The organism is Flavobacterium jumunjinense (assembly GCF_021650975.2).
GTDB classification, from domain to species: Bacteria; Bacteroidota; Bacteroidia; order Flavobacteriales; family Flavobacteriaceae; genus Flavobacterium; species Flavobacterium jumunjinense.
This window is the reverse complement of record NZ_CP091285.1, coordinates 4219038-4244377: the sequence shown is the minus strand read 5'-3', so window position 1 is coordinate 4244377 and position 25340 is coordinate 4219038. Positions and strand designations below refer to the sequence as shown.

General features: G+C 29.1%; 23 protein-coding genes and 1 rRNA gene. 14 read left to right on the top strand and 10 right to left on the bottom strand.

The features are described 5' to 3' along the window. The first annotated feature begins 67 nt into the window (after window positions 1-67). Window positions 68-177 (top strand): 5S ribosomal RNA (gene rrf / locus L2Z92_RS19205). A gap of 221 nt (window positions 178-398) precedes the next feature. Here the strand turns inward: rrf and L2Z92_RS19200 are convergent. The 5 genes from L2Z92_RS19200 to L2Z92_RS19180 form a co-directional block, all read right to left on the bottom strand. Continuing rightward, window positions 399-845: a DinB family protein gene (locus L2Z92_RS19200; RefSeq protein WP_236456328.1), complete on the bottom strand. Its 447-nt coding sequence runs from the start codon at window positions 843-845 to the stop codon at window positions 399-401. Window positions 846-853: 8 nt separating this feature from the next. Beyond that, window positions 854-1240 (bottom strand): VOC family protein, encoded by a 387-nt coding sequence (locus L2Z92_RS19195; protein ID WP_236456327.1) that lies wholly within the window; start codon window positions 1238-1240, stop codon window positions 854-856. 9 nt (window positions 1241-1249) lie between these two features. Further along, window positions 1250-2119, bottom strand: coding sequence for a nucleoside phosphorylase (locus L2Z92_RS19190; protein WP_236456326.1), 870 nt, complete (start codon window positions 2117-2119; stop codon window positions 1250-1252). A gap of 80 nt (window positions 2120-2199) precedes the next feature. Beyond that, window positions 2200-2532 carry a translation initiation factor gene (locus L2Z92_RS19185; RefSeq protein WP_236456325.1) on the bottom strand — a complete coding sequence of 111 codons (333 nt, stop codon included), beginning with the start codon at window positions 2530-2532 and terminating at the stop codon, window positions 2200-2202. Window positions 2533-2680: 148 nt separating this feature from the next. Continuing rightward, on the bottom strand, window positions 2681-3634 hold the full coding sequence (locus L2Z92_RS19180; protein WP_236456324.1) for an isopenicillin N synthase family dioxygenase: 954 nt from the start codon (window positions 3632-3634) through the stop codon (window positions 2681-2683). A gap of 202 nt (window positions 3635-3836) precedes the next feature. Here L2Z92_RS19180 and L2Z92_RS19175 point away from each other — a divergent pair, with 202 nt between their 5' ends. Beyond that, window positions 3837-5813, top strand: coding sequence for an alpha-ketoacid dehydrogenase subunit alpha/beta (locus tag L2Z92_RS19175; RefSeq protein WP_236456323.1), 1977 nt, complete (start codon window positions 3837-3839; stop codon window positions 5811-5813). 141 nt (window positions 5814-5954) lie between these two features. After that, a complete protein-coding gene (locus tag L2Z92_RS19170; protein WP_236456322.1) occupies window positions 5955-7607 on the top strand; it encodes a hypothetical protein in 1653 nt (550 codons plus the stop codon). Window positions 7608-7694: 87 nt separating this feature from the next. Here the strand turns inward: L2Z92_RS19170 and L2Z92_RS19165 are convergent, their stop codons facing one another. Together L2Z92_RS19165 and panB are read right to left on the bottom strand one after the other, a co-directional pair. Continuing rightward, complete coding sequence (locus tag L2Z92_RS19165) at window positions 7695-8393, bottom strand: RluA family pseudouridine synthase (protein ID WP_236456321.1); 699 nt, start codon at window positions 8391-8393, stop codon at window positions 7695-7697. A 33-nt stretch (window positions 8394-8426) separates the two neighbouring features. After that, window positions 8427-9245, bottom strand: a complete 819-nt coding sequence (gene panB / locus L2Z92_RS19160; RefSeq protein ID WP_236456320.1) for a 3-methyl-2-oxobutanoate hydroxymethyltransferase — start codon at window positions 9243-9245, stop codon at window positions 8427-8429. A 634-nt stretch (window positions 9246-9879) separates the two neighbouring features. Here panB and L2Z92_RS19155 point away from each other — a divergent pair. From L2Z92_RS19155 to L2Z92_RS19145, 3 genes are all read left to right on the top strand, one after another. Beyond that, window positions 9880-10956 carry a phosphoethanolamine transferase gene (locus L2Z92_RS19155; RefSeq protein ID WP_236456318.1) on the top strand — a complete coding sequence of 359 codons (1077 nt, stop codon included), beginning with the start codon at window positions 9880-9882 and terminating at the stop codon, window positions 10954-10956. A gap of 97 nt (window positions 10957-11053) precedes the next feature. Further along, entirely contained in the window at window positions 11054-11695 is a 642-nt protein-coding gene (locus tag L2Z92_RS19150; protein WP_236456317.1) for an FAM151 family protein, read from the top strand. Then, entirely contained in the window at window positions 11692-12150 is a 459-nt protein-coding gene (locus L2Z92_RS19145; protein ID WP_236456315.1) for a nuclear transport factor 2 family protein, read from the top strand. Before L2Z92_RS19150 ends, L2Z92_RS19145 begins: the two co-directional genes overlap by 4 nt. Before the next feature lie 96 nt (window positions 12151-12246). On the opposite strand, the gene L2Z92_RS21555 is transcribed toward L2Z92_RS19145, so the two are convergent. Continuing rightward, window positions 12247-13604, bottom strand: a protein-coding gene (locus L2Z92_RS21555; protein WP_407647538.1) for an IS3 family transposase whose coding sequence is annotated in 2 segments (ribosomal slippage) — window positions 12247-13124 and window positions 13124-13604 — 1359 coding nt in all. Because the reading frame shifts where the segments join, the coding sequence is not laid out codon by codon here. 683 nt (window positions 13605-14287) lie between these two features. On the opposite strand from L2Z92_RS21555, the gene L2Z92_RS19130 reads away from it, so the two are divergent. Beyond that, a complete protein-coding gene (locus tag L2Z92_RS19130) occupies window positions 14288-14707 on the top strand; it encodes a hypothetical protein (protein WP_236456314.1) in 420 nt (139 codons plus the stop codon). Between the two features lie 113 nt (window positions 14708-14820). On the opposite strand, the gene L2Z92_RS19125 is transcribed toward L2Z92_RS19130, so the two are convergent. Continuing rightward, on the bottom strand, window positions 14821-16242 hold the full coding sequence (locus tag L2Z92_RS19125) for an L-serine ammonia-lyase (RefSeq protein ID WP_236456312.1): 1422 nt from the start codon (window positions 16240-16242) through the stop codon (window positions 14821-14823). A 268-nt stretch (window positions 16243-16510) separates the two neighbouring features. Here L2Z92_RS19125 and L2Z92_RS19120 point away from each other — a divergent pair, with 268 nt between their 5' ends. Both L2Z92_RS19120 and dnaK read left to right on the top strand, forming a co-directional pair. Next, window positions 16511-17404 carry a metalloprotease gene (locus L2Z92_RS19120; protein ID WP_236456310.1) on the top strand — a complete coding sequence of 298 codons (894 nt, stop codon included), beginning with the start codon at window positions 16511-16513 and terminating at the stop codon, window positions 17402-17404. 189 nt (window positions 17405-17593) lie between these two features. Continuing rightward, window positions 17594-19486: a molecular chaperone DnaK gene (dnaK, locus tag L2Z92_RS19115; protein WP_236456308.1), complete on the top strand. Its 1893-nt coding sequence runs from the start codon at window positions 17594-17596 to the stop codon at window positions 19484-19486. A 120-nt stretch (window positions 19487-19606) separates the two neighbouring features. On the opposite strand, the gene L2Z92_RS19110 is transcribed toward dnaK, so the two are convergent. Continuing rightward, a complete protein-coding gene (locus L2Z92_RS19110; protein WP_236456306.1) occupies window positions 19607-20254 on the bottom strand; it encodes a fascin domain-containing protein in 648 nt (215 codons plus the stop codon). Window positions 20255-20455: 201 nt separating this feature from the next. Here L2Z92_RS19110 and L2Z92_RS19105 point away from each other — a divergent pair, with 201 nt between their 5' ends. Genes L2Z92_RS19105 through L2Z92_RS19085 form a run of 5 tightly spaced genes read left to right on the top strand, consistent with a single transcriptional unit; the run spans window position 20456 to window position 25336 of the window. Beyond that, window positions 20456-21094: an HD domain-containing protein gene (locus L2Z92_RS19105; RefSeq protein WP_236456304.1), complete on the top strand. Its 639-nt coding sequence runs from the start codon at window positions 20456-20458 to the stop codon at window positions 21092-21094. A gap of 22 nt (window positions 21095-21116) precedes the next feature. Next, on the top strand, window positions 21117-22169 hold the full coding sequence (locus tag L2Z92_RS19100; protein WP_236456302.1) for a helix-turn-helix transcriptional regulator: 1053 nt from the start codon (window positions 21117-21119) through the stop codon (window positions 22167-22169). Window positions 22170-22171: 2 nt separating this feature from the next. After that, window positions 22172-22597: a UPF0158 family protein gene (locus L2Z92_RS19095; protein WP_236456300.1), complete on the top strand. Its 426-nt coding sequence runs from the start codon at window positions 22172-22174 to the stop codon at window positions 22595-22597. Next, a complete protein-coding gene (locus L2Z92_RS19090) occupies window positions 22587-23336 on the top strand; it encodes a nucleotidyltransferase domain-containing protein (RefSeq protein WP_236456299.1) in 750 nt (249 codons plus the stop codon). Before L2Z92_RS19095 ends, L2Z92_RS19090 begins: the two co-directional genes overlap by 11 nt. A gap of 2 nt (window positions 23337-23338) precedes the next feature. Beyond that, entirely contained in the window at window positions 23339-25336 is a 1998-nt protein-coding gene (locus L2Z92_RS19085; RefSeq protein ID WP_236456298.1) for an ATP-dependent nuclease, read from the top strand. Window positions 25337-25340: the final 4 nt, after the last annotated feature.

The following is a 25340-nucleotide window of genomic DNA, read 5'->3' as shown; positions in this document are numbered from 1 at the left end:
ATTGCACATATTCATTTTGAAAAACAAATGTTTATTGCAATTAATTGCCCAAAGCAATTAGATCATTTAAGGTGGTTATTGCGGTGGGGCTCACCTCTTCCCATTCCGAACAGAGAAGTTAAGCCCACCTGCGCAGATGGTACTGCAATCCTGTGGGAGAGTATGTCGCCGCCTTTCTTTTAAAAACCCTAATCATACTGATTAGGGTTTTTTATTGTATCTTTTTTTTAGAATTGTGAGATAATTGGATCAATCCGAAAACTTGTGGAGTAGGAAAAATTCACTCTGTTAAGTGATAAGCGTATTTATAATGGAAGATCTCTGACTCTAGATTCAGTGAAATAGTGAGATCTAAGTACGCTAAATTGTATTTTAAAATAATAGACTATTAATTAAAATCATTCTGAATTTATTTGATGTAAATGATGATAAAGATGATCGAAATAGTCTTCTATTAATAAGCGTAAATTGGATAGTCCTCCATTAGATAAAATGATTTGATAATCAAGTGTTTCAGATGTTTGTTTTTTTACAATATGTAAAACATGTTTGTTAAGTTGTAGCCATAAAGAATATAACTCTTGATTGTTTTTATTTTGATAATCATTTAATATTACTAACTCATCTTGTTTATAAGCTTTTATAATATATGGTAATTCAGAATATTGTATTTCCGTAAAACGTTGAATATTATAGATTGCAGAATCAATTAAATGGCCTAATATTTCTTTTTTAGACCATTTATCTTCGGATGATTTATCTCCAAAATCTTCAATTGAATCTATTGAATGAGAATTTTCTAATTTATCTAATAATATTTCAAACTTTTTTAGTTCTACTATCATAATTTATTTTAAAAACTTGTTTTTAATTTCGAATTTGAGATTACAATTCTATAACCATCTGGATCTAATATCATTTTTCCATTCTCATCCCAATAAGGGTTTTTAGCATTTATGAAACAAATATTCTGCTTTTGAATGTTTTCAATATTTAATTTATAATCTTCAGCTGTTTCTGGATAGAAAACAAGAATATCATCTTCATTAAATGAATGAATTATTTCATCATCAGATACTGTAAATTCTAAATGCCAATCTAAATTAGGTTTACCTATAAAAATGCCATTATATCCAGCATGATTTTTAAATTCTCCTAATAATTCAAAACCCAATACATTAATGTAAAAGGATTTTATATTTTCTAAATTATTAGTATGTCTAGCAAATCTAAATTTCATTAGTTGGTGTTATAATATCAATTTTTCTAAAGTGTAATCAATTAGATTTTCAACAGTTTGATAAGGATCTGTACTAAAATCACCCGTAGCTCTGTTAGCAATGATTGCATTTAATGACAAACAATTATGACCTAACAGTTTTCCTAAACCATATATAGCAGCTGTTTCCATCTCTAGGTTTGTCATTCGCGTCCCATTAAAATTAAAATTATCCATTTTAGAATTCAGTTTTTGGTCTTGAATATCTAATCGTAAAACACGTCCTTGTGGACCGTAAAATCCTCCAGCTGTACCAGTAAATCCTTTATGCATTTTATCAGTGCTAAATATTTTATTAGCTAATATATCACTACATTTAATTACATAGGGCCGTCCCTTTCTTAAATCCCAATTTGTTTGTTCAATAAAAGCATCTTCAATGTCTTTTTCACTGACTTCATCTATCAAATAGGATCGTAGCATATTGTCTAAACCAATTGCATATTCACTCATTACTAAGCTATCAACTGGAATGTCTTTTTGTAGCGACCCAGATGTGCCAATTCTAACTATATTTAATGCTGTTAATTGATTTTTTGGCTTACGCGTATCTAAATCAATGTTTACTAATGCATCTAACTCATTTAAAACAATATCTATATTGTCTGGACCTATTCCTGTAGAAATCACTGTCAAACGCTTTCCTTTATAGATACCTGTTTGGGTTTTAAATTCACGCTTTTGTGTAGTAAATTCAATAGATTCAAAACGATTTGTTATCTTTTCTACTCTTTCTTGATCGCCTACAAAAATGATATCGTTAGCTATGTTTTCTGGTTTTAAATTGATATGGTATAAACTACCATCTGGATTTAATATTAATTCTGAATTCTTTATCATAATATCTTTGTGAGATTACAATATAATCTCATTTTTAGTTTAAGTATTAAAATTGTTTAAGCATATAAATGAATCTATTTTTATCCACCAACACGTTTCGTTTTAAATCCTTTTTCTTGTAAATATTTCATTATTTTGTCTCTATAATCACCTTGAATAATAATTTCACCATCTTTAAAGCTTCCTCCAACAGCAAATTTATTTTTAATTTCTTTAGCTAATAGTTTAAAATCTTCATCTATTCCTTCGTATCCGACAATTATAGTTGTTGGTTTTCCTTTTCTTTTTTCATATTTACAAATCATTGGCTCTTTTTGAACAAATAACTCGTGTTCTTTTTCTTCAGTTTCTTCTGGCTCGTTGGAAACTTCATGTTCTGGAAACAATTTTTTTAATTGATCTTCTAAACTCATTCTAATTTATATTTTACTTGATTCTAAAAAAAAAACAATTCTTTTGGAGGAATAGTTTTATTTATATTCTAATTTTCATAAGGTTTTAAAATCAAAAAAGACATCGAGATGAACTCAATGCCTTAAATTTGAAAATATAAATTTACAATTATTTTTTAATTAGTCCTAATTCCACTAATCTTTCATGTAAAAATTCACCTGCAGTAATGTCTTCAAATCCTTTTGGATTATTTTCATCAACACATTCAGGTAAGCAGTTTAGAGACATTTCACTAACTGGATGCATAAAGAAAGGAATTGAGAATCGAGAAGATCCCCATAATTCTCTTGGAGGATTAACTACTTGATGTATAGTTGATTTTAATTTATTATTAGTATGCCTAGATAACATATCTCCAACATTAATCATTAATTCATCTGGTTCTGCCATGGCATCAATCCAATCTCCATTATGATTCTGAACCTGAAGTCCTTTTCCTTGAGCTCCCATTAATAAAGTAATTAAATTAATATCACCATGAGCAGCTGCACGAACAGCACCATCTTTAGGCTCATCTGTAATAGGAGGGTAATGGATAGGTCTTAAAATACTATTTCCGTCTTTTATATATTTATCAAAATAGAATTCATCAAGACCTATATATAATGCTAAAGCTCTAAGTACATATATACCTGTTTTTTCTATTAATTGATATGCTTCTTTACCTACAGCATTGAACTTAAGGAGCTCGCTAACTTGTACATTTTCTGGATATTCATTTTCGTATTTTGAACCTTCAGAAACATATTGACCAAAATGCCAAAATTCTTTTAAATCACCAGCTGAACGACCTTTTGCATGTTCTTTTCCGAAAGAAACATAACCTCTTTGTCCTCCAATACCAGGAATTTCGTATTTTGATTTGGTTTCAAGAGGTAACGAGAAAAAGTTTCTTACTTCAGAATATAAATCCTCTACTAATTTGTCATCTAAGAAATGACCTTTTAATGCTACGAATCCGATTTCTTCGTAGGCTTTTCCGATTTCATTTACAAATTTTTGTTTACGTGTCGGATCATCCGACAGGAAATCACGTAAGTCAACACTTGGAATTTTTTGCATTATATTACATTATTGTTAATAACTTACAATAGGCTAAACGCCTACATAAAACAAAAGTAAATAAATATTTTTAATTGAAATTATGAAAGTTATTAACAATCAGAATTTAAGTTGTAAAATTTTATTAATTTTTTTTTGTAACATTCAACTTATAAAATGTTATTTTTCTTATTTTTGGTACTCAATTAAAGACAACACTTGTATGAATTTCGATAGAAAAGATTTAAGCAACAGAGACCTTTTAGATTTATATAAAAAACTTTTAAAGCCTAGGATGATAGAAGAAAAAATGTTAATTCTCCTTCGTCAGGGTAAAGTTTCTAAATGGTTTTCTGGAATTGGTCAAGAAGCAATTTCTGTAGGTATAACATCTGTTCTAGATAAAGATGAATACATTTTACCTATGCATAGAAACTTAGGTGTTTTTACCACTAGAGAGATTCCATTACATCGTTTGTTTTCACAATGGCAAGGTAAAAAAACTGGATTTACAAAGGGAAGAGATAGAAGTTTTCATTTTGGAACTCAAGAATATAATATTATTGGAATGATTTCTCATTTGGGACCTCAAATGGGAGTAGCGGACGGAATTGCCTTGGCTAATAAATTAAAAAAAAATGGTAAAGTAACGGCTGTTTTTACTGGTGAAGGAGCAACTTCTGAAGGTGATTTCCATGAAGCTTTAAACATTGCATCCGTTTGGGATTTACCTGTTTTATTTGTAATTGAAAATAATGGCTATGGTCTTTCCACACCTACTAATGAGCAATATCGTTGTGAAAATATAGCAGATAAGGGTGTAGGTTATGGAATGGAAAGTCATATTGTTGATGGAAATAATATTTTAGAAGTATATAATTTGGTTTCACAACTAAAAGCTTCAATGATTGAAAACCCAAGACCAGTATTATTAGAGTTTAAAACTTTTAGAATGCGTGGTCATGAAGAGGCAAGTGGAACTAAATATGTACCACAAGACTTAATGGATATGTGGGCAGAAAAAGATCCAATTTCTAATTTTAAAGACTATTTATTAAGAACTTATGTTATTAATGAAGAAGATGATGAATTAATCAAGTCAAAAATAAAAACTGAAATTGACGAACATTGGGCTTTGACACAATCGGAACCAGATGTTGAGGCAGACTTACAAGAAGAACTTGATGATATGTATATGCCATATATACATGAAGTATTTGAGCCTTCAGAAGAAAAAGAAAATATTCGTGTTATAGATGCAATTTCAAATGGATTACGTCAATCTATGGAAAAACACGAAAATCTTGTTATAATGGGGCAAGATATTGCAGAATATGGTGGAGCATTTAAAATAACAGATGGTTTTGTAGATGCATTTGGAAAAGAAAGAGTTAGAAACACGCCAATTTGTGAAAGTGCTGTAGTTTCTGCTGCAAACGGTCTTTCTATTAATGGTTATAAAGCAGTTGTAGAAATGCAATTTGCTGATTTTGTTTCTACTGGGTTCAATCCAATTGTAAATTTATTAGCGAAACAACACTATCGTTGGAATGAAAAAGCTGATGTTGTGGTTCGTATGCCTTGTGGTGGCGGAACTCAAGCAGGTCCTTTTCATTCGCAAACTAATGAAGCATGGTTTACTAAAACTCCAGGATTAAAAGTGGTTTATCCAGCGTTTCCTTATGATGCAAAAGGGTTGTTGAATACAGCAATTAACGATCCAAATCCTGTGATGTTCTTTGAGCATAAACAGCTATATAGAAGTGTTTATCAAGATGTACCAAAAGATTATTATACAATTCCGTTAGGGAAAGCTGCACTTTTGAAAGAAGGTAGTGCAGTAACAATTATTTCTTTTGGAGCAGGTGTACATTGGGCATTAGAAACATTGACAAATAATCCAGATATTAGTGCAGATTTGATTGATTTAAGAAGTTTACAGCCTTTAGATTGGGATACAATTTATACTTCTGTTAAGAAAACTAATCGTGTGATTATATTGCAAGAAGATTCATTGTTTGGAAGTATTGGAAGTGATATTTCGGCTATGATTATGGAAAATTGTTTTGAATATTTAGATGCTCCTGTAAAAAGAGTGGCAAGTATTGAAAGTGCTATTCCTTTTGTAAAAGCGTTAGAAGACCAATATTTGCCTAAAATTCGTTTTGAGGTAGAATTAAAATCTTTGCTAGAATATTAAAAACGTAAAAAAAGGATTTTTACTACAAATGATATTTATTTAATTCCTTTAGAAATTAATTATTAGGTGAAATTCCTAACACAATAATTTATTAATTATAATAAATTAAAAAAAAAACAATTTATATCTATAATTTTCAAAATGAAAAAAACAATTTTATTGGCAACGTTCTTAATTAGTTCTACGCTTGCTTTCTGTCAGAAATCTTTATCTCCTGACTATTCTTACGGCATTAGTGCACCGTATAAAGTTATTGATGCGCCGAGTAAATACTATTTTTCTAAAGGAAATGAATCAGTTTCTTTGAAGTTTTATAAGAGAGATATTTTTATTCAGAAATTTAACAATGATAAACCTTCTTTTATTAAAAGTACATTACAGGAAGATTTTTTTCCTAAAAACTATAGGATTGAAAGTGTTTTAGAATTTGGAGATAATGTTTATGTGTTTTATTCTTCGTGGAATGGTAAAGATGATCAGGAACAATTATTTTCGGTAGCATTAGATTTTGAAAAAGGTGTACTTTCTACAACTCATAAACCAATTGTCATTATTGATGGTAAACTTACTGGAGGAAGTAGTTTTCATTTTTTTGGAGGAAGTTTAAGAGGAATGATTAATGGGACTCAAGATAAATTCGATTTTATGTTGTCTCATGATAAAAGTAAAATGTTGGTGCAATATGTAAAAAAACCAGAGATTAAGAATGATAAAAAAAGTTATAACGTTATTGGTTTAGTCGCTTTCGATGAAAATTTAAATAAAGTTTCTGAAAGAGAGATAAAAATGCCATATACGGAAAGAAGAATGGATAATCTAGACTATCAATTAGATAATGAAGGAAATATGTATCTTCTTGTAAAAGTATATCATGACGACAGTAACGATGATAAAAAAAGAAACAAAGATGAATTTGCGAACTATCATTTAGAATTATTTTATATTAAAAATGGGTCAAGTGATATTGAAATTTCTAAATTCGATAATAAAGATAAGTTCGTAAACAAATTATGGATGTTTGATTCTTCAAATGATTTTTTAGTTTGTGGTGGTTATTTTAGTAATGGTAAAGGAGAAGAGTTAAGCGATAGTGATGGTGTTTTAGCTTTTAAAATTGACCGAAATGGAAAGATTTATGATGAAACATTTCATAGTATTCCTATTGAATTAATAAATCAATATGAAAGTAAAAAAACAAAGAAGAGAAATGAAAAGAAAGAAGAAAAAGGAATTGAAGCTAAGATTCCAAATTTAGAATTAAAAAATATAATAATTAATGACGATGGAAGTTTGGTACTTATTGGTGAACAAGATTTTATAGTAACTAGAACATCAATGAGAGCAGATGGGTCAACTAGAACATCTACTAGTTTTCATTATAACGATATATTTATTACAAAAATAGGAGTTGATAAGGATTTAAAATGGATGAAAAAAATACCAAAATCTCAAACTGGAGGTATGGGTATAGGAGGGATGTCATTTAAATATTGTAATTCTAATGATTATCATTATCTAGTTTTTTTAGATAACGTTAAAAATATTGATTTGCCAATAGATGAAACACCAGCAGGACATAGAGATGGAATGGGTGGGTATTTAACGGCAGTTAAAGTTTCAGATAGCGATGGTAGTCTTAGTAAATCCTCAATTTTAAACGGACGAGAAATAGAAGATTTTCAAATGCATCAATTTGCTGTGAGTAGAGTTTTTCAAACGAGTCAAAATTCTTTTATGTTTGAAGTTTATAAAAAGAAAAAAGAAGATGTAATGATTAAAGTCACTTTAAATTAAAAACTTTAATATAGTATGATAAAAAACAAGCCTAGAATAATATTATTCTAGGCTTGTTTTTGTCATTAACTCTTTATCTTCTCTTAGTTAAGAAATAGCATTCCAAATCACCTCTTTAGGTGTTGGGGCAATAATTTTTAAAACTTCTTTGGTAACAGGATGATTAAGTATTAATTGTCTTGCATGAAGATGGATTCCTCCATCAGGGTTACTTCTGTCAAAACCATATTTTAAATCACCCTTTATAGGGCAACCAATTGCAGATAATTGAGCTCTAATTTGATGATGCCTTCCTGTGTGCAATTGGATCTCTAAGACTAAATAATTATCTAGCTTTTTAATTATTGCATATTCTAAACTAGCCTTTTTACTCTCAGGTACTTCTTTTGTATGCGCTTTAGAAGTATTGTTTTTTGGATTCCTTTTTAAATAATGAATTAAGATATCATTATTTTTTGGAGGATTATTTTTTATAACAGCCCAATATGTTTTCTGTGTTTCTCTATTTTTAAAACTTTCGTTTAAACGAGTCAAAGCTTTAGAAGTCTTAGCAAAAACGATTATACCAGTGGTTGGTCGGTCTAAACGATGAATTACGCCAAGGAAAACTTCTCCTGGTTTATTGTATTTTTCTTTAATATATTCTTTTACAACCTCAGATAAAGGTTTGTCTCCGGTTTTGTCCCCTTGAACAATATCTCCAACTCGTTTGTTGATTACAATAATATGATTGTCTTCATGAAGAACTTGAAGATTATCTTTAGTAGAAATTATTTTCTCTGCCATTATTAAAAATAGAGTACTATCTAATAGTAAAAATTAGTATTGTTCGTTCTCGTTAGGAAAATCAACGGTTTTAACATCTGAGACATATTGACCAATTGCCATAGTCATGTCTTCGTATAAATTCATGTATCTTCTAAGGAAACGCGGACTAAACTCGTGTGTCATTCCAATCATATCATGTAACACAAGAACTTGACCGTCAACACCATTTCCTGCACCAATACCAATTACTGGAATCGAAATACTCTCAGCAACTTTTTGTGCTAATGCAGCAGGTATTTTTTCTAAAACTAATGCGAAACAACCCACTCTTTCTAGCATTTTTGCATCTTCAATTAGTTTTTCTGCTTCTTCTTCTTCTTTTGCTCTTACAGTATATGTACCGAATTTGTATATTGATTGAGGTGTTAGACCTAAGTGTCCCATAACAGGTATTCCAGCGTTTAAAATACGCTTAATACTCTCTTTAATTTCTTTACCACCTTCTAACTTCACAGCATGTCCACCACTTTCTTTCATAATACGAATAGCAGAACGTAAAGCTTCTTTCGGATCAGATTGGTACGAACCAAAAGGTAAATCAACTACTATCAAGGCTCTTTGAGCTGCTCTAACAACAGCAGAAGCATGATAAATCATTTGATCCAATGTGATTGGTAAAGTAGTTTCGTGCCCAGCCATTACATTACTTGCAGAATCACCAACAAGAATTACGTCAACACCAGAAGAATCTACAATTTTAGCCATTGTATAATCATAAGCTGTTAGCATGGAAATTTTCTCTCCATTTTCTTTCATTTCAACAAGGCTCTTAGTAGTAATTCTTTTGTAATCTTTTTTAGCTACAGACATAGATAATTATATTAGACTGTAAAACTAATAAATTCTATAGAAATAGTATGTTCTGTGATGTATAAATTTCTTTAAAAGTTATATATTTGTTATTATGATAGAAAAAGAAAGAACTAACTTAAAATCTTTTATTTTAATATTTTTTGTGTATTATTACCCTGCAACATTAACTTTTTTACTACCTTTTTTTGTTAATCGTTTGCATTTTGAAACAGATATATTTGAAAATTTTGTTTTTTCTAGTATAATTTTTATTTTTTCAACTTTATATTTAAATAAAAGAATATATATATTATTAATGCTCTTTTTCTTGTATTTATTTGCGTTTATTGAAACAATTTATTTGGTTTTATTTAAAAGTTATTTTACAAGTTCAAGTATTTTTATTTTTTTTGAATCTAATGCATCTGAAATAAGTTCGTTTACTAAACAATATGGGAGTAGTAAGCTTTATTTTATTACTTTAAGTTTGTTAATGATATATTTGTTTTTTATGTTTTTTTTATTAAAAAGGAAGATTGTTTTTTTAAATTTTTTCTTAATAAAATTTAAGAATAATAGCGTTTTCAAATTCTTAATTCTAAGTTCTTTTTGTGCTCTTTTTATTCCTCCGTTAAATAAAAGCTTTTTTCCAATGGTTGTAGCAAGTGCATTTATTGATTATAATCATGAAATCGCAGCATATGATGCAATGAAATTCAAAGAAAAAAGTAATTGCTTTAATGATGTGTTACAAAAAAAAGATACAATTAATGAAGTTTACGTTTTGGTTATTGGAGAATCTACGACTAGAAATCACATGGGGATTTATGGATATTATAGACAAACAACACCTTTGCTTAAATCTATTTCTAATGAGTTGTTTGTGTATAAAGATGTTATTTCGCCTAATACTCATACTTTAACATCATTAGAGAAAGTATTAACATTAGGAACTACAGAAAATTTAGATTTAAAATATCAAGGTAATTTTTTGCAATTATTTAATCAAGCAGGCTTCAGTACATATTGGATATCTAATCAGAATCCAACTGGAATTTGGAATAATTTTATAGCAGGAATCGCTAATAGCTCTGAAGAAAAATTTTTCTTTAATATCTCTAATGGTAAATCACCATATGATGAAGTATTACTAGAGTCATTCAGGAAAGTATTAGAAGAGAAAAAAAAGAAAAAATTAATAGTACTACATTTAATGGGAACTCATTTAATGTACGAAGATAGATATCCAAAATCATTTGATAAATTTAAAGATAATCCAATTACAAAATTTGAATCTGAAACTGCTAAAAAAGCTATTAATGCTTATGATAATGCAGTTTTGTATCAAGATTATATTTGGTTTAGTATTATTGATTTAGTAAAAAAAGCAAATAATAAATCTGCAGTTTTATGTATTTCAGATCATGGTGAAGAGGTTTATGAGCATATAGATTTTTCAGGTCATACAGAAACAAAAGGAACGAAATCAATGTATGATATACCTTTTGTTTTATGGTTGTCCGAAAAGAAAAAGAGAGAAGAGAATAGTTTGATTTTTGATGTTAATAGAAGTTATTCTACTGAAAACCTTATTTTTACAATAGCCGATTTAGCTACTTTAAAATTTAAAAAGCTTGATACTTCTAAAAGTATTTTAAATAAAGAAAGTAAATTTACTAAACGTATTATATTTAATAACTTGACATATGATGATTTTTTTAAAGAATAAATATATATATGTGACTTTTGTAATATTTTTTTTAGGAATTATTTTATTTGTTTTATGTTCGAATTCAATGATTTCATTTATATTCAAGGATAAAATAATGATCCATAGGGTTAATAGTATTGAAAAGTTGAATGAAGTAAAAAATAACTTTATAGGAGTTGAACTTGACGTAGTTTATGATTCAGTTACTTCTTATTTTGATATTAACCATCCACCAGCTGTAAGTATAAAATTAAATCTTAAAGAGTATTTAGCTAATTCAAATGAATTGAAAAGTAATGTTTATTGGTTGGATTTTAAAAATCTATCCAAATTTAATAAGGATAACGCTTTATTAGAATTAAACTCTATAGTTGATAAATTAGCTATTGATAAAAATAGAATAATAGTAGAAACAACTTCACCTGAGTTTATAAAAAACATTAAGGATGAAGGGTACTTAACATCATATTATCTACCTCCCCATTTACATACAAAAAAAGAGGATAGTATCTTATTTTTTATCTCAGCTATTAATGATAACATCAATAAATATCCTACAGATTATATTTCATTCAATTCTAATGACTATTCAATTGTTAAAAAGAATTTTCCAAATTTGAAGAAAATATCATGGTATACTGGGAATTCTTCTACGATTAAAAAAATTCCTTCAAAAATGAAATTGTATACTATATTACTTGATGAAAATATTGATTATTTACTTTTACCTTACTATTCTAAAACAGGAAATAGATGATGTGTTTTATTTTTGAAGTCAAGAAGAAATATCTATTCATTCTCTTTAGCTTTATTACTTTTTTTCAAACGTTTTCACAAGAAAAGGCAGTAAAGAAGGTTGTTGAAGATTTTTTCGATGCTTTTCATGTTAAGGATACGCTACAATTGAGAAAAATGGCTCATGATAAAATAGTTTTAAGTACTATTGTTTCAAATGAAAACAAATCAAAAATGAAACTAGAAAACTATGATGATTTTTTAAATACTATAGTTTCAATTCCAGATACTGTTGTTTTTTTAGAAAAAATAGTTAACTATGAAATTAAAATTGATACACATTTAGCACATGTTTGGACGCCTTATGAGTTTTATGTAAATGGAAAATTGAGTCATAAGGGTGTTAATTCTTTTACATTGGTTAAAGAAGAGAACAGTTGGAAAATTGTTCATATTATTGATACGATGAAGAAGTAGGTGCGAGAGAGAATCAGACATATAAATAAAGTTATGGTTTATCTTAAAAAAGCGAATAAATTTAGACTGCACCCAAAAGGTTAGACAAATTTATAATTAATTTTGATAATAATGAGCTCGATATTTTATCGGGCTCATTTTGTTTAAATTTGATTTAATTCTTTCATTATTATAATAACTTATATATTCTATTATCTCCTTTTTTAATTCTTCAATAGACTTGTATTTTTTTAGATAAAACAGCTCTGATTTTAATATTCCAAAGAAGTTTTCAATAATGGCATTGTCTAAACAATTTGCTTTTCTAGACATACTTTGTGTAATCCCTTTTTGTTTCAATAAATATTGATAGTGCTTCATTTGATATTGCCAACCTTGGTCAGAGTGTAAAATTAAATTAGTCTTATTTGGTATTTTCTTAAATGCTTTTTTAAGCATCATAACTACCTGATTAAATACAGGTCGTTCTGTTAACTCATAACTAATAATTTCTTGATTAAATAAGTCAATTATCGGTGATAAATATAGCTTCTTTCCAGAGACATTAAACTCGGTAACATCAGTTGCCCATTTTTGATTTGGTGCTGTTGCTTTAAAATTTCTTTCTAAAATATTAGGAGCTATTTTACCATGCTCTCCTTTATATGATCTATACTTTTTAACTCTAATGACGCTTTTTAATCCTAATAATTTCATTAACCTGAAAACTGTTTTATGATTAATAATTATTCCTTTATTTTGAAGTTCATCAGTTACTCTTCGATAACCATAACGACCTTTATGTTTGTGATAAATCGATTTAATTAGTTCTTTAACTACTCTATATTTATCACTTAATTTACTTTGTTTTTGATGATAATAAAAACTACTTCTTGCCATATTTGTATAATTTAAAAGTACTTTTAAATCATATTTATGCCTTAATTCCATTATGACTAGCGCTTGTTGGCTCTTTCTTCCGCCTGAATTAAGGCTTGTAACTTTTTTAAATAATCATTCTCACAACGTAATGCTTCATTTTCCTTAAGAAGTTCTTCTTCTCTGGTTAGTGGCTTAGCTGATTTGCTTTTTTTGCTTTTAAAATTCATAGATCTTGGTCTTCCTTTAATTTTTGGTTGTAGTCCTTCAAAACCAAAGTTAACAAAATCTTTTTTCCATTTTACAATAATAGCTAAATCAGGAATATTAAACTTTAAACAAGTATCTATTAATGAAAGTGATTCCTTTTCTATAGTTTTTAATACTTTTAGCTTAAAATCAGCTGAATAACTTTGATTTCTCCTGGGCAATAAACCCTCTTTCCCATAGCTTTTATAAAATCTAATCCACTTACGAATATTAGATTCGTCTGGACCTTTTAACTTTGAAACATATAAATTTGAATAATGTTTCTTTAATACTAATTCAACACATTCTAACTTAAATGCATAAGAATACTTGACTTTTCTTTCCATAAAAAATGCCCCAAATAGTGTCTAACTTTTTGGGGCATGTTCAATTTTCAATGTATTTTATAATTTTAATACTAATTTTTTCTTGCTCTAATAAAATGGAGACATTAGATGGTTTTGGAAAATTGAAGTTGGGAATGACAATGAAAAGAGTTTAAAGAGGAATTTGATAATTATCATTTAGAAGAATCTTAATCACATTTAGAAGAGATTTTAGCTAGACTGCCTATAGATAAACAAATTGTAATAGAAAATATTAGAGTTGAGTTTAGTGATGGAAAATTAATATCTATTGTAGATAATGGAAGTTTAGTTGCCGCAACACAAAGAATGTTTAGTTTATAAGAATTTCTAATGGATAATAAACTTTGGAAAATGATAGCTTTATGCGCTCATACAGGAGGAAGCATGTTAATTATAGGTTCGGTTTCTGGGATTGCAGTTATGGAAAAGGAAAAATAATTTTTATGTGGCATCTAAAAACAATAACTCCTCTAACAATTGCGGGTTGTATTGCTGGAATTGTAGCTTATCTATTAATCAATCTTATGCATTAATAATGCTATTCTTAAAATAGTTTTTTAGGAATCTCTTTTCATTAATTATACAACATTAATATACAATAATATAACATTTCTAAATGAGACGTGTTTAAATTTGTACTATAACAATTAAAACAAAACATTATGAAAAAGAGAATTTTATTAGTAGCAATAACATTAGGAATGAGTTTGTTCACTACATCATGTAATAATGATGATAATGAAGGAGAAACTATTGTGCCTTTAACAGGAAAGTGGTCTATAAGTAAAGTAGGCGTTATTGTGGGTGAAACTGAGACTTTAGTTGATGCTCCTCAAAATGAAGTAGGTTGTGATAGGGATTACATGGAACTTAAAACAGATAACAACGTTATCGAAGGTGATTTTGACTCATCAATAGATCCTTGTGCATTATTTACCGATAGTGGAATTTATTCAAGATCACATAACAACATTACTAAAGTAATTGATAATGTTACTACAGTTCAAGATATTGTTAATCTTACATTTACTGAATTAAAATTGAAAGATGCAGATGGTAATGTAGAAGTTTATACTAGATAATTAGTATCATTTTATTCTAAATTCAAAATTGCTTTTTATTAAGCTAAATAGTAAACGGAAATGACTTTTAAAGTTATTTCCGTTTTTACTTATAATAGTAATTCAAATTACAATTAACAGTCCGCTAGATTTACAGTAATTGCTAAACCACCTTCAGAAGTTTCCTTATATTTTGTATTCATGTCTTTCGCAGTTTCCCACATTGTGTTTACTACCTTGTCTAAAGGAACTTTAGTATTTTTAGCATCGGTTTCTAAAGCAAGTTCTGCAGCATTTATTGCTTTTATAGCGCCCATAGTATTACGTTCTATACAAGGAACTTGAACTAAGCCACCAATTGGGTCACAGGTTAAACCTAAGTGATGTTCCATTGCTATTTCTGCGGCAACAAGTACTTGTTCAGGTGTTCCGCCCATAGCTTCGCACAAAGCAGCAGCAGCCATGGCACTTGAAACGCCAATTTCTGCTTGACAACCACCCATCGCAGCTGAGATTGTAGCTCCTTTTTTAAAGATACTACCAATTTCACCCGCAGTCATTAAAAAGCGTTTTATATGTTCTTCATCAGCCTCATGATTTTCAATCACTAAATAATACATTAAAACAGATGGAATAACTCCAGCACTACCATTAGTTGGGGCAGTAACAACTCTTCCTAAGGCAGCATTAACTTCATTTACAGCAAGAGCAAAACAACTTACCCATTTTAAAATTTGTCTGAATTTAACTTCAGTTTGACGAATAATTTGCATCCATGAATGAGGATTGTCATAAGGAAGTACGCCAATTAAATTTTTATGCATATCATAAGCTCTTCTTCTAACATTTAAACCTCCAGGCAAAGTTCCTTCTGTGTGACAACCTATATACATACACTCAAGCATAGTATCCCAAATGCGCATCAATTCATTGTGAATTTCCTCTTCACTTCGCATTGATTTTTCGTTTTCATATACTATTTCGGAAACTTTTTTGTTTTCAGACTTACAGTAAGCTAATAATTCGACTCCCTTTTCAATAGGAAATGGAAAAGAACATTTAATTTCTTCGTTTATTGCTGCATTTATTCGTTCTTCTTTAACAACAAAACCACCACCAATAGAGTAATAAACGGATTCTATTTCTTTATCAATTGTATAAGCAGTAAATTTTATCCCATTAGAATGAAAAGATAAAAATTCTCTATTAAAAACAATATCCTTTTCGAAATCAAAAGGAATAATAATTTCACTACCTAAGAATATTTCTTTTTTATTCTTAATTGCAGTAATAATAATGTCAATACTTTCAACAGGGATGTATTCCGGGTCAGCACCACTCAAACCAAGCATAACAGCTAAGTCAGTTGCATGTCCTTTTCCTGTAAGTGATAATGAACCATATAAATCGACTTTAACTCTATTTATTGAATCAATTAAATTTTCATTACGTAATTCTGCTAAAAAACGTTCAGCACCACGCCAAGGTCCAAGTGTGTGTGAACTTGATGGTCCGACACCTATTTTTAACATATCAAAAACTGAAATACATTCCATAACTAAAATATTAACTTTTGTGTGTTGCAAATATAAGTTACATAGGATTATAAATTAAGAAATAAACCTGTTTTGTTATTTTTTACAAGTTTTTGTTATTTTTTGTTAAAAAATTATAAATCAATAAACAGAATATCGGTAAAAAGCTTTTTTTGTGGTTAAAAGTTTATTGTAATATAATTTTAACATAATATATATGTTTAATGTAAAATTTATGTTATTTTTTTATCTAATATTGCATTATTAATAATCTTAACTATATTTTTTAATGAAAACAAATTTCAAAAATGCATTTCTATTATTAGGAGCAATTGCATTAACAACAGCAGTATCTTGTAGCAAAGATGAAGAAGTGGTTTTAGAAACTCAAGAAACCGTTCTTGCTGAATTAGATCAACAACCAAATCATAGAGAAAGTGAATGTGGATATGTTGATGGAAACTGGAGTTCTACTGCTTATTTAAGTAGTTCAATAGGAACTTCATCAGAAACAAGCTTCATGAATTCTCAAAATTCTAGAATTGCTTCAGTTTGGGGAAGACCAGCTGTTCCATTAAGATTTGTGAAAGATGCAAGTAATCCTAACTCAACTTTTAACGCTATATCTTATGGTAGTGGTAAAATTTATTATGGAGAAGCAATTTACAATGCTGCAAAAGCTAGAGGTGGAAGCAATATCGTAAATGCAATGATTCTTGCTCATGAGTTTGCTCACCAATTACAGTATACTTATGGTTTACCTTCAAGAAATGAATCTACAGCTCGTGCTGCTGAATTAGAAGCTGACGGTATGGCTGGTTACTATTTAAGAAGACCAAACGGATTTAATAAAACATCTTTCTCTCAAATTGCTCCAGCTTATGAATTTGCAGCTGCAATTGGAGATAATAATGTAAATAGTCCAGGTCACCATGGTACTGCACCACAAAGACGTTCTGCAGTTCGTTTAGGATTTTTATTAGGAGCTTATGATTTAAATGCGCCTAATTTTGATTATAACTTCTTCTATTATTATTCAGGAGTTTTAAACGGACAGTACAAACAAGCGCAATCAGAATACTTTAATCCTGAAATTGATGCATATATTCGTGCACATGCAGAAGAATTAAGAAGAATTCAATCTGGTGAAATGTCAGATGAAGAGTATTTTAATTTAGATTAATTTATCTTATTTCATAAGTTAAAAAGCTACCTCAAGGGTAGCTTTTTTTTTATAAAATGACAAAATGTCATTTTTTTATTCCGATTCTGACAAAAAAGTTCACTTTTTGTACTTGGCATAATCATTGAAATAAACATATCAGATTATTAAAATGAAATAAATACACACAATAAATTAAGATTAAAAGTTATGAGTAAAATTATTGGAATTGATTTAGGAACAACAAATTCTTGTGTTGCAGTTATGGAAGGTGGAGAGCCAGTCGTAATTGCTAATGCAGAAGGAAAAAGAACAACACCTTCAGTAATTGCTTTTGTAGAAGGAGGAGAGATTAAAGTTGGAGATCCTGCTAAAAGACAAGCTGTAACTAATCCTACAAAAACGATTGCTTCTGTTAAGCGTTTTATGGGAAATAAATATTCTGAAAGCTCTAAAGAAGCTTCTACAGTTGCCTATAAAGTAGTAAAAGGAGATAACGACACACCAAGAGTTGATATTGACGGAAGATTATATACTCCACAAGAATTATCAGCAATGACACTTCAGAAAATGAAGAAAACGGCTGAAGATTATTTAGGAACTACAGTTACTAAAGCCGTAATTACAGTTCCTGCCTATTTTAATGATGCACAACGTCAAGCAACAAAAGAGGCTGGACAAATTGCAGGATTAGAAGTTATGCGTATTATTAACGAGCCTACTGCTGCAGCTTTAGCTTATGGTTTAGATAAACAAGGTAAAGATCAGAAAATTGCAGTATATGACTTAGGTGGTGGTACTTTTGATATTTCTATCCTAGAATTAGGTGACGGTGTTTTTGAAGTATTATCTACAAATGGAGATACACATTTAGGAGGTGATGATTTTGACCAAGTAATTATAGATTGGTTAGCTAATGAATTCAATACTGCTGAAGGAGTAGATTTACGTAAAGACCCAATGGCTTTACAACGTTTAAAAGAAGCTGCTGAAAAAGCAAAAATTGAATTATCTTCTTCTACTCAAACAGAAATCAACTTACCTTATGTTACTGCAACTGCATCAGGACCTAAGCATTTAGTACAAACATTAACACGTGCGAAGTTTGAGCAATTAGCAGATAGCTTAGTAAAACGTTCAATGGAACCAGTTGTAAAAGCATTAAAAGATGCTGGATTATCTACATCAGATATTGATGAAGTAATTTTAGTTGGTGGTTCTACTCGTATTCCTGTAATTCAAGAACAAGTAGAAAAATATTTTGGTAAAAAACCATCGAAAGGAGTAAACCCAGATGAAGTGGTTGCTATTGGAGCAGCTATTCAAGGTGGTGTATTAACTGGAGATGTTAAAGACGTTTTATTATTAGATGTAACTCCACTTTCATTAGGTATTGAAACTATGGGTGGTGTAATGACTAAATTAATTGAGTCTAACACAACTATTCCAACGAAGAAATCGCAAGTTTTCTCTACAGCAGCAGATAATCAACCATCAGTTGAAATCCATGTTATTCAAGGAGAAAGACCAATGGCAACAGATAATAAAACTATCGGACGTTTCCATTTAGATGGAATTCCACCTGCACAAAGAGGTGTTCCACAAATTGAAGTAACTTTCGATATTGATGCTAATGGTATCATTAAAGTATCAGCTACTGATAAAGGAACTGGAAAATCACATGATATTCGTATTGAAGCTTCTTCAGGATTAACTCCAGAAGAAATTGAAAAAATGCGTAAAGAAGCTGAAATGAATGCAGATGCAGATAAAGCAGCTATGGAAAAAGTTTCAAAGTTGAATGAAGCAGATAGTATGATTTTCCAAACAGAAAAACAATTGACTGAGTTTGGAGATAAATTATCTGAAGGAAACAAGACAACAATTGAAGCTGCTTTAGAAGAATTGAAAAAAGCATACGAAACTAAAGATGTTGAAACAATTGCACCAGCTTTAGATAAAATCAATGAAGCATGGAAAAATGCATCAGAAGAAATGTACAAAGCGCAAGCTGAAGGACAAGGAGCTCCACAAGATGCACAACCACAAGAAGATGCATCTGGAGATCAAACTCAAGATGTAGATTTTGAAGAAGTGAAGTAATACAATTTAAATAAATAGAAAACCCCGAATTTATCCAAATTCGGGGTTTTGTTTTTTTACATTTCGTTTAAATTGAAAAAACTTGATGTTTAAATTTACTTCTTGTTATACCACAATATTTTATTGCTTAGACATTTGAAAGCAATTCAAATTGCTTAGGACAGAGGTTGTAGGGTCAAACGGAGCTCCTGCTTTTGCAGAACCCGATCCATCTGGTCTTAAATATTTGTTCCAAGTAGATTTTAAAGAAACCATAGATAAATAACCTACAGAGCTATAAAAGATAGAATTACCAACCGTTACATTGCTAGGTGCATATACTCTCCATTTTTCCCAAGGACCAATAGCTGTTCTATTAACATTTACGTCATCGTCCCAAGATTCTGCACATATATAATAATTATTAGCAATACATCTAAGCGCAATTTCATCACCCGTTTTTACTAATGCAGTAGAGCTAGGATTATTCGGGTTTACAATTTTGAATTTTGCATACGGAAACCAAACATTATTTACCCAAGGAGTACTAGAATTCCATTGTTTGTTTATTGTAGCATCTCCATTCGCTTCACCTGTGAAAAATTTTCTTGAATTAAAATGAAAAATGGTCACTACATCTCCGTAAGTCATATATCGACTACCAGACTTTTCCAATTCAGAAGCATTTTCTTTTGCAATTGAGCTAGTTGAAAAATCCTCTTCATCATTAGAACAGGAGAAGAATGATACAAACACAAGTAATAAAGCTGTTTTTTTGATTAATTTCATAATTTGTGATGTTAATTTCCTTACTCTTTTTATTATGGCTTTTCAGGTTTCACCATTTGATCGATCTTTAGCTAGTGCAATTATTTTATTTTCATTACCCAATTTTTGTAAGATATTTTTATGTTTTTTAAATTTATAGTTCTAGAAGTCTAGTTTTTTGATTTTAAAAGCATTCATTTTCTTCTTCAATCATTTTAAAAAATGCGTATTTTTGAGGAAAGAACTTACATGAATTTGAAAACAGTATACTTCGACCTCTTATCAGCAATTGGTTTTCACCAAAATGACATAGAAAAACATTGGATAATATTGGAAAAAGCCTATTCTCAAAAAAAGAGATACTATCACAATTTGACGCATTTAGAAAACATGATGCTAAGTTTTAATAAGTATCAATCTGAAATTCAAATGAAAAATGAAGTATGCTATGCAATTTTCTATCATGATATTGTGTATAATGCGAAGAAAACAGATAACGAATTAAAAAGTGCCGAATTTGCTTTGAGTATCTTGCCTAAAGAAGTTACAATTAATCGAACCTTAGTTTTTGATATGATTGTAGCCACAAAACAACATCAGCAGAATGAAAATAAAGACACTAATTGGTTAATCGATTTTGATTTAGAAATTTTAGCCAAAGATTGGGATAATTATAAAGCATATTACGAACAAATTAGGAAAGAATATAAAATATATCCAGATTTTTTATATAAGCCAGGACGTAAAAAAGCCTTGCAACATTTTTTAGAAAGTACAAATTTATTTCAAACGGAAACCTATAGAACGCTTTACGAAACCAAAGCAAGAGAAAACATCCGAAAAGAAATAGCTCAATTATAAAACACCATTTAATTTTTAAACAATGGCACAAAATAAAAACGCACTTATACGCTATAAAACCATCGATAAATGCTTACAGAATAATTACCGTCAATGGACATTAGATGATCTAATTGAAGCCTGTTCCAATGCCTTGTTTGAATATGAAGGCAAGGAAAATAATATTAGCAAACGCACCATTCAATTGGATATTCAAATGATGCGTAGCGAAAAATTAGGGTATAATGCGCCCATTGTAGTCTATGACAAAAAGTATTATAAATATGAAGACGAAGAATTTTCAATTACAGATATTCCGCTAACGGAAACCGATATCAATGTGTTAACCGAAACGGTTTCTATGTTGAAACAATTTAAAGATTTCTCGCTCTTTAGCGATGTGTCCGATATTTTGCAACGATTGGAAGATAAAATCTATGCCGAAAAGTCACACACACAACCCGTTATTCATCTTGATAAAAATGAGAAACTTAAGGGCTTGCATTTTTTAGACGAATTGTATCAAGCAATTATAAAGAAAATCGTTTTAAAAATAAGTTACAAATCATTTAAATCCAAAGAAGCCAACGATTTCTTTTTTCATGCATTTATACTTAAAGAGTTCAATAATAGATGGTTTTTAGTTGGTAAAAAAGGGAATAAAGAAGGAGACAGAATTATTACAAATTTAGCTTTAGACCGAATTGTCTCTATTGATTTCGATTTTTCATTAGACTATCATGATAGTAATTTTGATGCCGATGAATATTATAAAAATGTAGTAGGAGTGACTGTTAATAGTGGTTTAGATCCTCGAAAAATTAGAATCTATGTAGATGCAGCCAACGCTCCTTATGTGGTCACAAAACCCTTTCATAGTTCGCAAAAGATAGTAGAAGAATTTGAAGACGGAAGCGTAATTATTACTTTGTATTTAATTATAAATTACGAATTAGAACGTTTATTATTAGGTTTTGGAAACGGAGTTGAAATTATTAAACCTGCATTTCTCCGCAACAGAATTAGAAATATAGTAGAACAAACGGCAGAAAAATACCGACTTTCTGATGAGGAATTAACAAATACAAACGAATAGAAATGAACCTCTCAGCAAGCGAAATAAAAGAAATAGCAGAAAACCTACAATGTGGTTTAAAATGCTTTTGGAATGTAAAAACAAATGCTTTGATTTTTATACCTGAAGATGAAAACAGTCATATGGATTGGGAATATTGGGAAGTACAAAAAGCACAATTAAAAAAAGAAGCAAAAGATTTTAAAGAAATAGAAAAGCCATCTAGTAAAGATAGTTTTGAAATTATGGAAGATTTTGTAGCCACAAAGGTATGTGATGCAATATTTAAAAAAGAATTAGAAAACATTCTAAGTTCAAAAAAGCCTTTTGGTCATTTTAAACAACAAATAGAAAATTCAAACCTAAGAGAAGAATGGTTTCAATTTAAAAACAATTGGTTCAAAGAATGGGTACAAAAACAAATCAATCAAATTAACCATGAAAGATAAAATACTAGCCAAACTACAAGAAACAGCAAAAGAAAAAAATGTAGAACTATTATTTGCGGTCGAATCGGGAAGTAGAGCATGGGGTTTTGCTTCTCCAGATAGCGATTATGACATTCGTTTTATCTACAAACACGATTTGGACTATTACCTTTCTATATTCGAAAAGCCCGATGTTATCGAATTCATGACCGCTGACGATTTAGATGGATCAGGTTGGGACTTGAGGAAAACCGTACGATTGTTAGCAAAATCTAACGCATCTTTGCTGGAGTGGTTGCATTCACCTATTGTGTATTATGAAAACGAAGTTTTTGCAAAGGAGATAAAAGCCATTGCGAAAGCCTGTTTTTCGCCTATTGCTTGTTTGCACCATTATTTAGGAACAACAAAGAATTTCATGGATGTTTGCGAACAAGAAGAAGTAAAGTTAAAAAGCTATTTCTATGCCTTGCGAACCGCTTTAGCCGGAAAATGGATTATAGAAAACAATAGTTTTCCACCAGTAGATTTCATGGAATTGTTACCTATTGCACCGCAACACATACAAGAAAAAGTGATTGAATTAATGACTATAAAAGCCAACCAAAACGAAACCTATTTGCATCCAAAAGAGGAAGTAATTACCAAGTTCTTGAAGGAAACGATAGCTTTTAACCAAGAAAATGCAAAGGGTTTAAAAGCGGGAAATGCTAATAATGAGGAATTGGATAGGGTTTTTAGAATTTTTATAAATAAATAATTATGATGGTATATGATCTTATATATAATAAAGATAAAACGGAAATTATTGATTCCTATTTTCTTGATAATGAAAGTGAATCTTCTTTATATTTTCCAAATTTTAATAAAATAAACATTATTGTAGGAGCTAATAATAGTGGAAAAAGTAGATTTATGAGATACTTGATGTCTAATGAAAACTTTAAAGGAGTAAATAATTTAGATGATATTGGAAAATTAATTAAAGACTATAATGATGAAGTATATGAAATTAACATAAAAATAGATGAGAAAATTAAAGATTTTAAATTTAAATCTGATAATACTTTTTATGTTAGTGGTTTGAATTCAGACAAAGAAAAATTAAATTTATTTTCTGTAAACAGGTTGCTAACAATAAATAATTTTGGTGAAGTTTTACATATAATTAATAAAAACAAAAAGAATATTTTGAATATTAATGATATTGATATTAAAAACAATTTTTTAAGTAATTACAATAAAATTAAAGATAATTTTTACAAAGAATTTAATGGAATCAAGCGTTATTATATCCCAACTTTAAGAACTGCACATTCATTATTTAGCGATAGTACAAAGAAAATTGAAGATGATATTTTTTCGCATACATTGGATAAATATTATAACTTAAAAGAAATTGATGTAGAAGTTTTCACTGGAATACATTTATATAAAGATATATTAAACAGTAGAAATTCGAAGAGAGAGATTAGAAAGAAATTTGAAAGTTTCGAAACATTTATTAGTAAATGCTTTTTTAATGGTAAACATGTTGATATTGTTGCTGAATTTGATAAAGATAAAAATTTAAGTAATAATAATGAATCTGAAATAATTAGTGTACACATTGATGAAGATGAAAAGGAAACTAGAAAGCTATATGAACTAGGTGATGGCATTCAGGCTATAATTATTTTGATGTATAAAATTTTCATGGCTGAAGAAAAATCTTTTATATATATTGATGAACCAGAAATAAATCTTCATCCAGGAATGCAACGTTTATTTTTAGAACAAATATGTAATAATCCAGATTTAAAGAAAAAAGACTTGACTTATGTAATTTCGACTCATTCTAATCATTTTTTAGATTTAACTATTGAACAAAATAATGTTTCTATTTATTCCTTTTCTCCTAGAGTTGCAGAAAATGGAGAAAAACAATTTGTAATAAAAAATGTAAATGCAGGAGATAATGAATTATTAAGAAACCTAGGAGTAAATAATTCTTCTGTTTTTATGGCAAATTGCAGTATTTGGGTAGAAGGTATTTCGGATAGAAATTATATAAAGGCTTTTCTAAAATCGTATTGCGATTATCATGAAGATAAACCTTATCCAAAAGAAGACATAGATTTTGCATTTTTTGAATATGCAGGTTCCAACATTGACCATTATATTTTTGATGAAAAATTTGAAAAAGAGGATGAAAATATTGTAATTAAAGATATTCAAGCTTTAGCAGTAAGTAATAGAATTTTTCTATTAGCTGATTCTGATGCAACAACTAAGACAGATAAAAGTAAATTTGAAAGATTAGAAAATCTTGAGAAAGCTAAGTCAGATAATTTTACTCCAAAAATTTGTTGGAATATAAGAGAAATTGAAAATCTTATTACTAATGAAATGTGGGAAGAGGTTTTAATTAACTTTTGTAATAAAACTTTAGTAAAATCAAATGAAGAAATTATTAAAGAGAAAATTAATGTAGCTTTATCAGTAGTTAATTCTAAAAAATATATTAAAAAATATGTAGGGGAATTTTTGGAAGAAGTTAGAACTAAAATAGGTAAGATATCATCTAAATATGTTTTAAATCAATCAATTTACGAAGTTAATAAAAATGCTAAAGCAGAAACTTCTTACGGAACTTTTATTAATAAAAGAGAGCTTAGCGAAATAGTATTTAAACAAAATTTTTCATGGGAAGTATTATCTAAGAATAAAGAGATTGAGAACTTAACTATTGAAATTTATAACTTCATTACAAACAAATAATCAT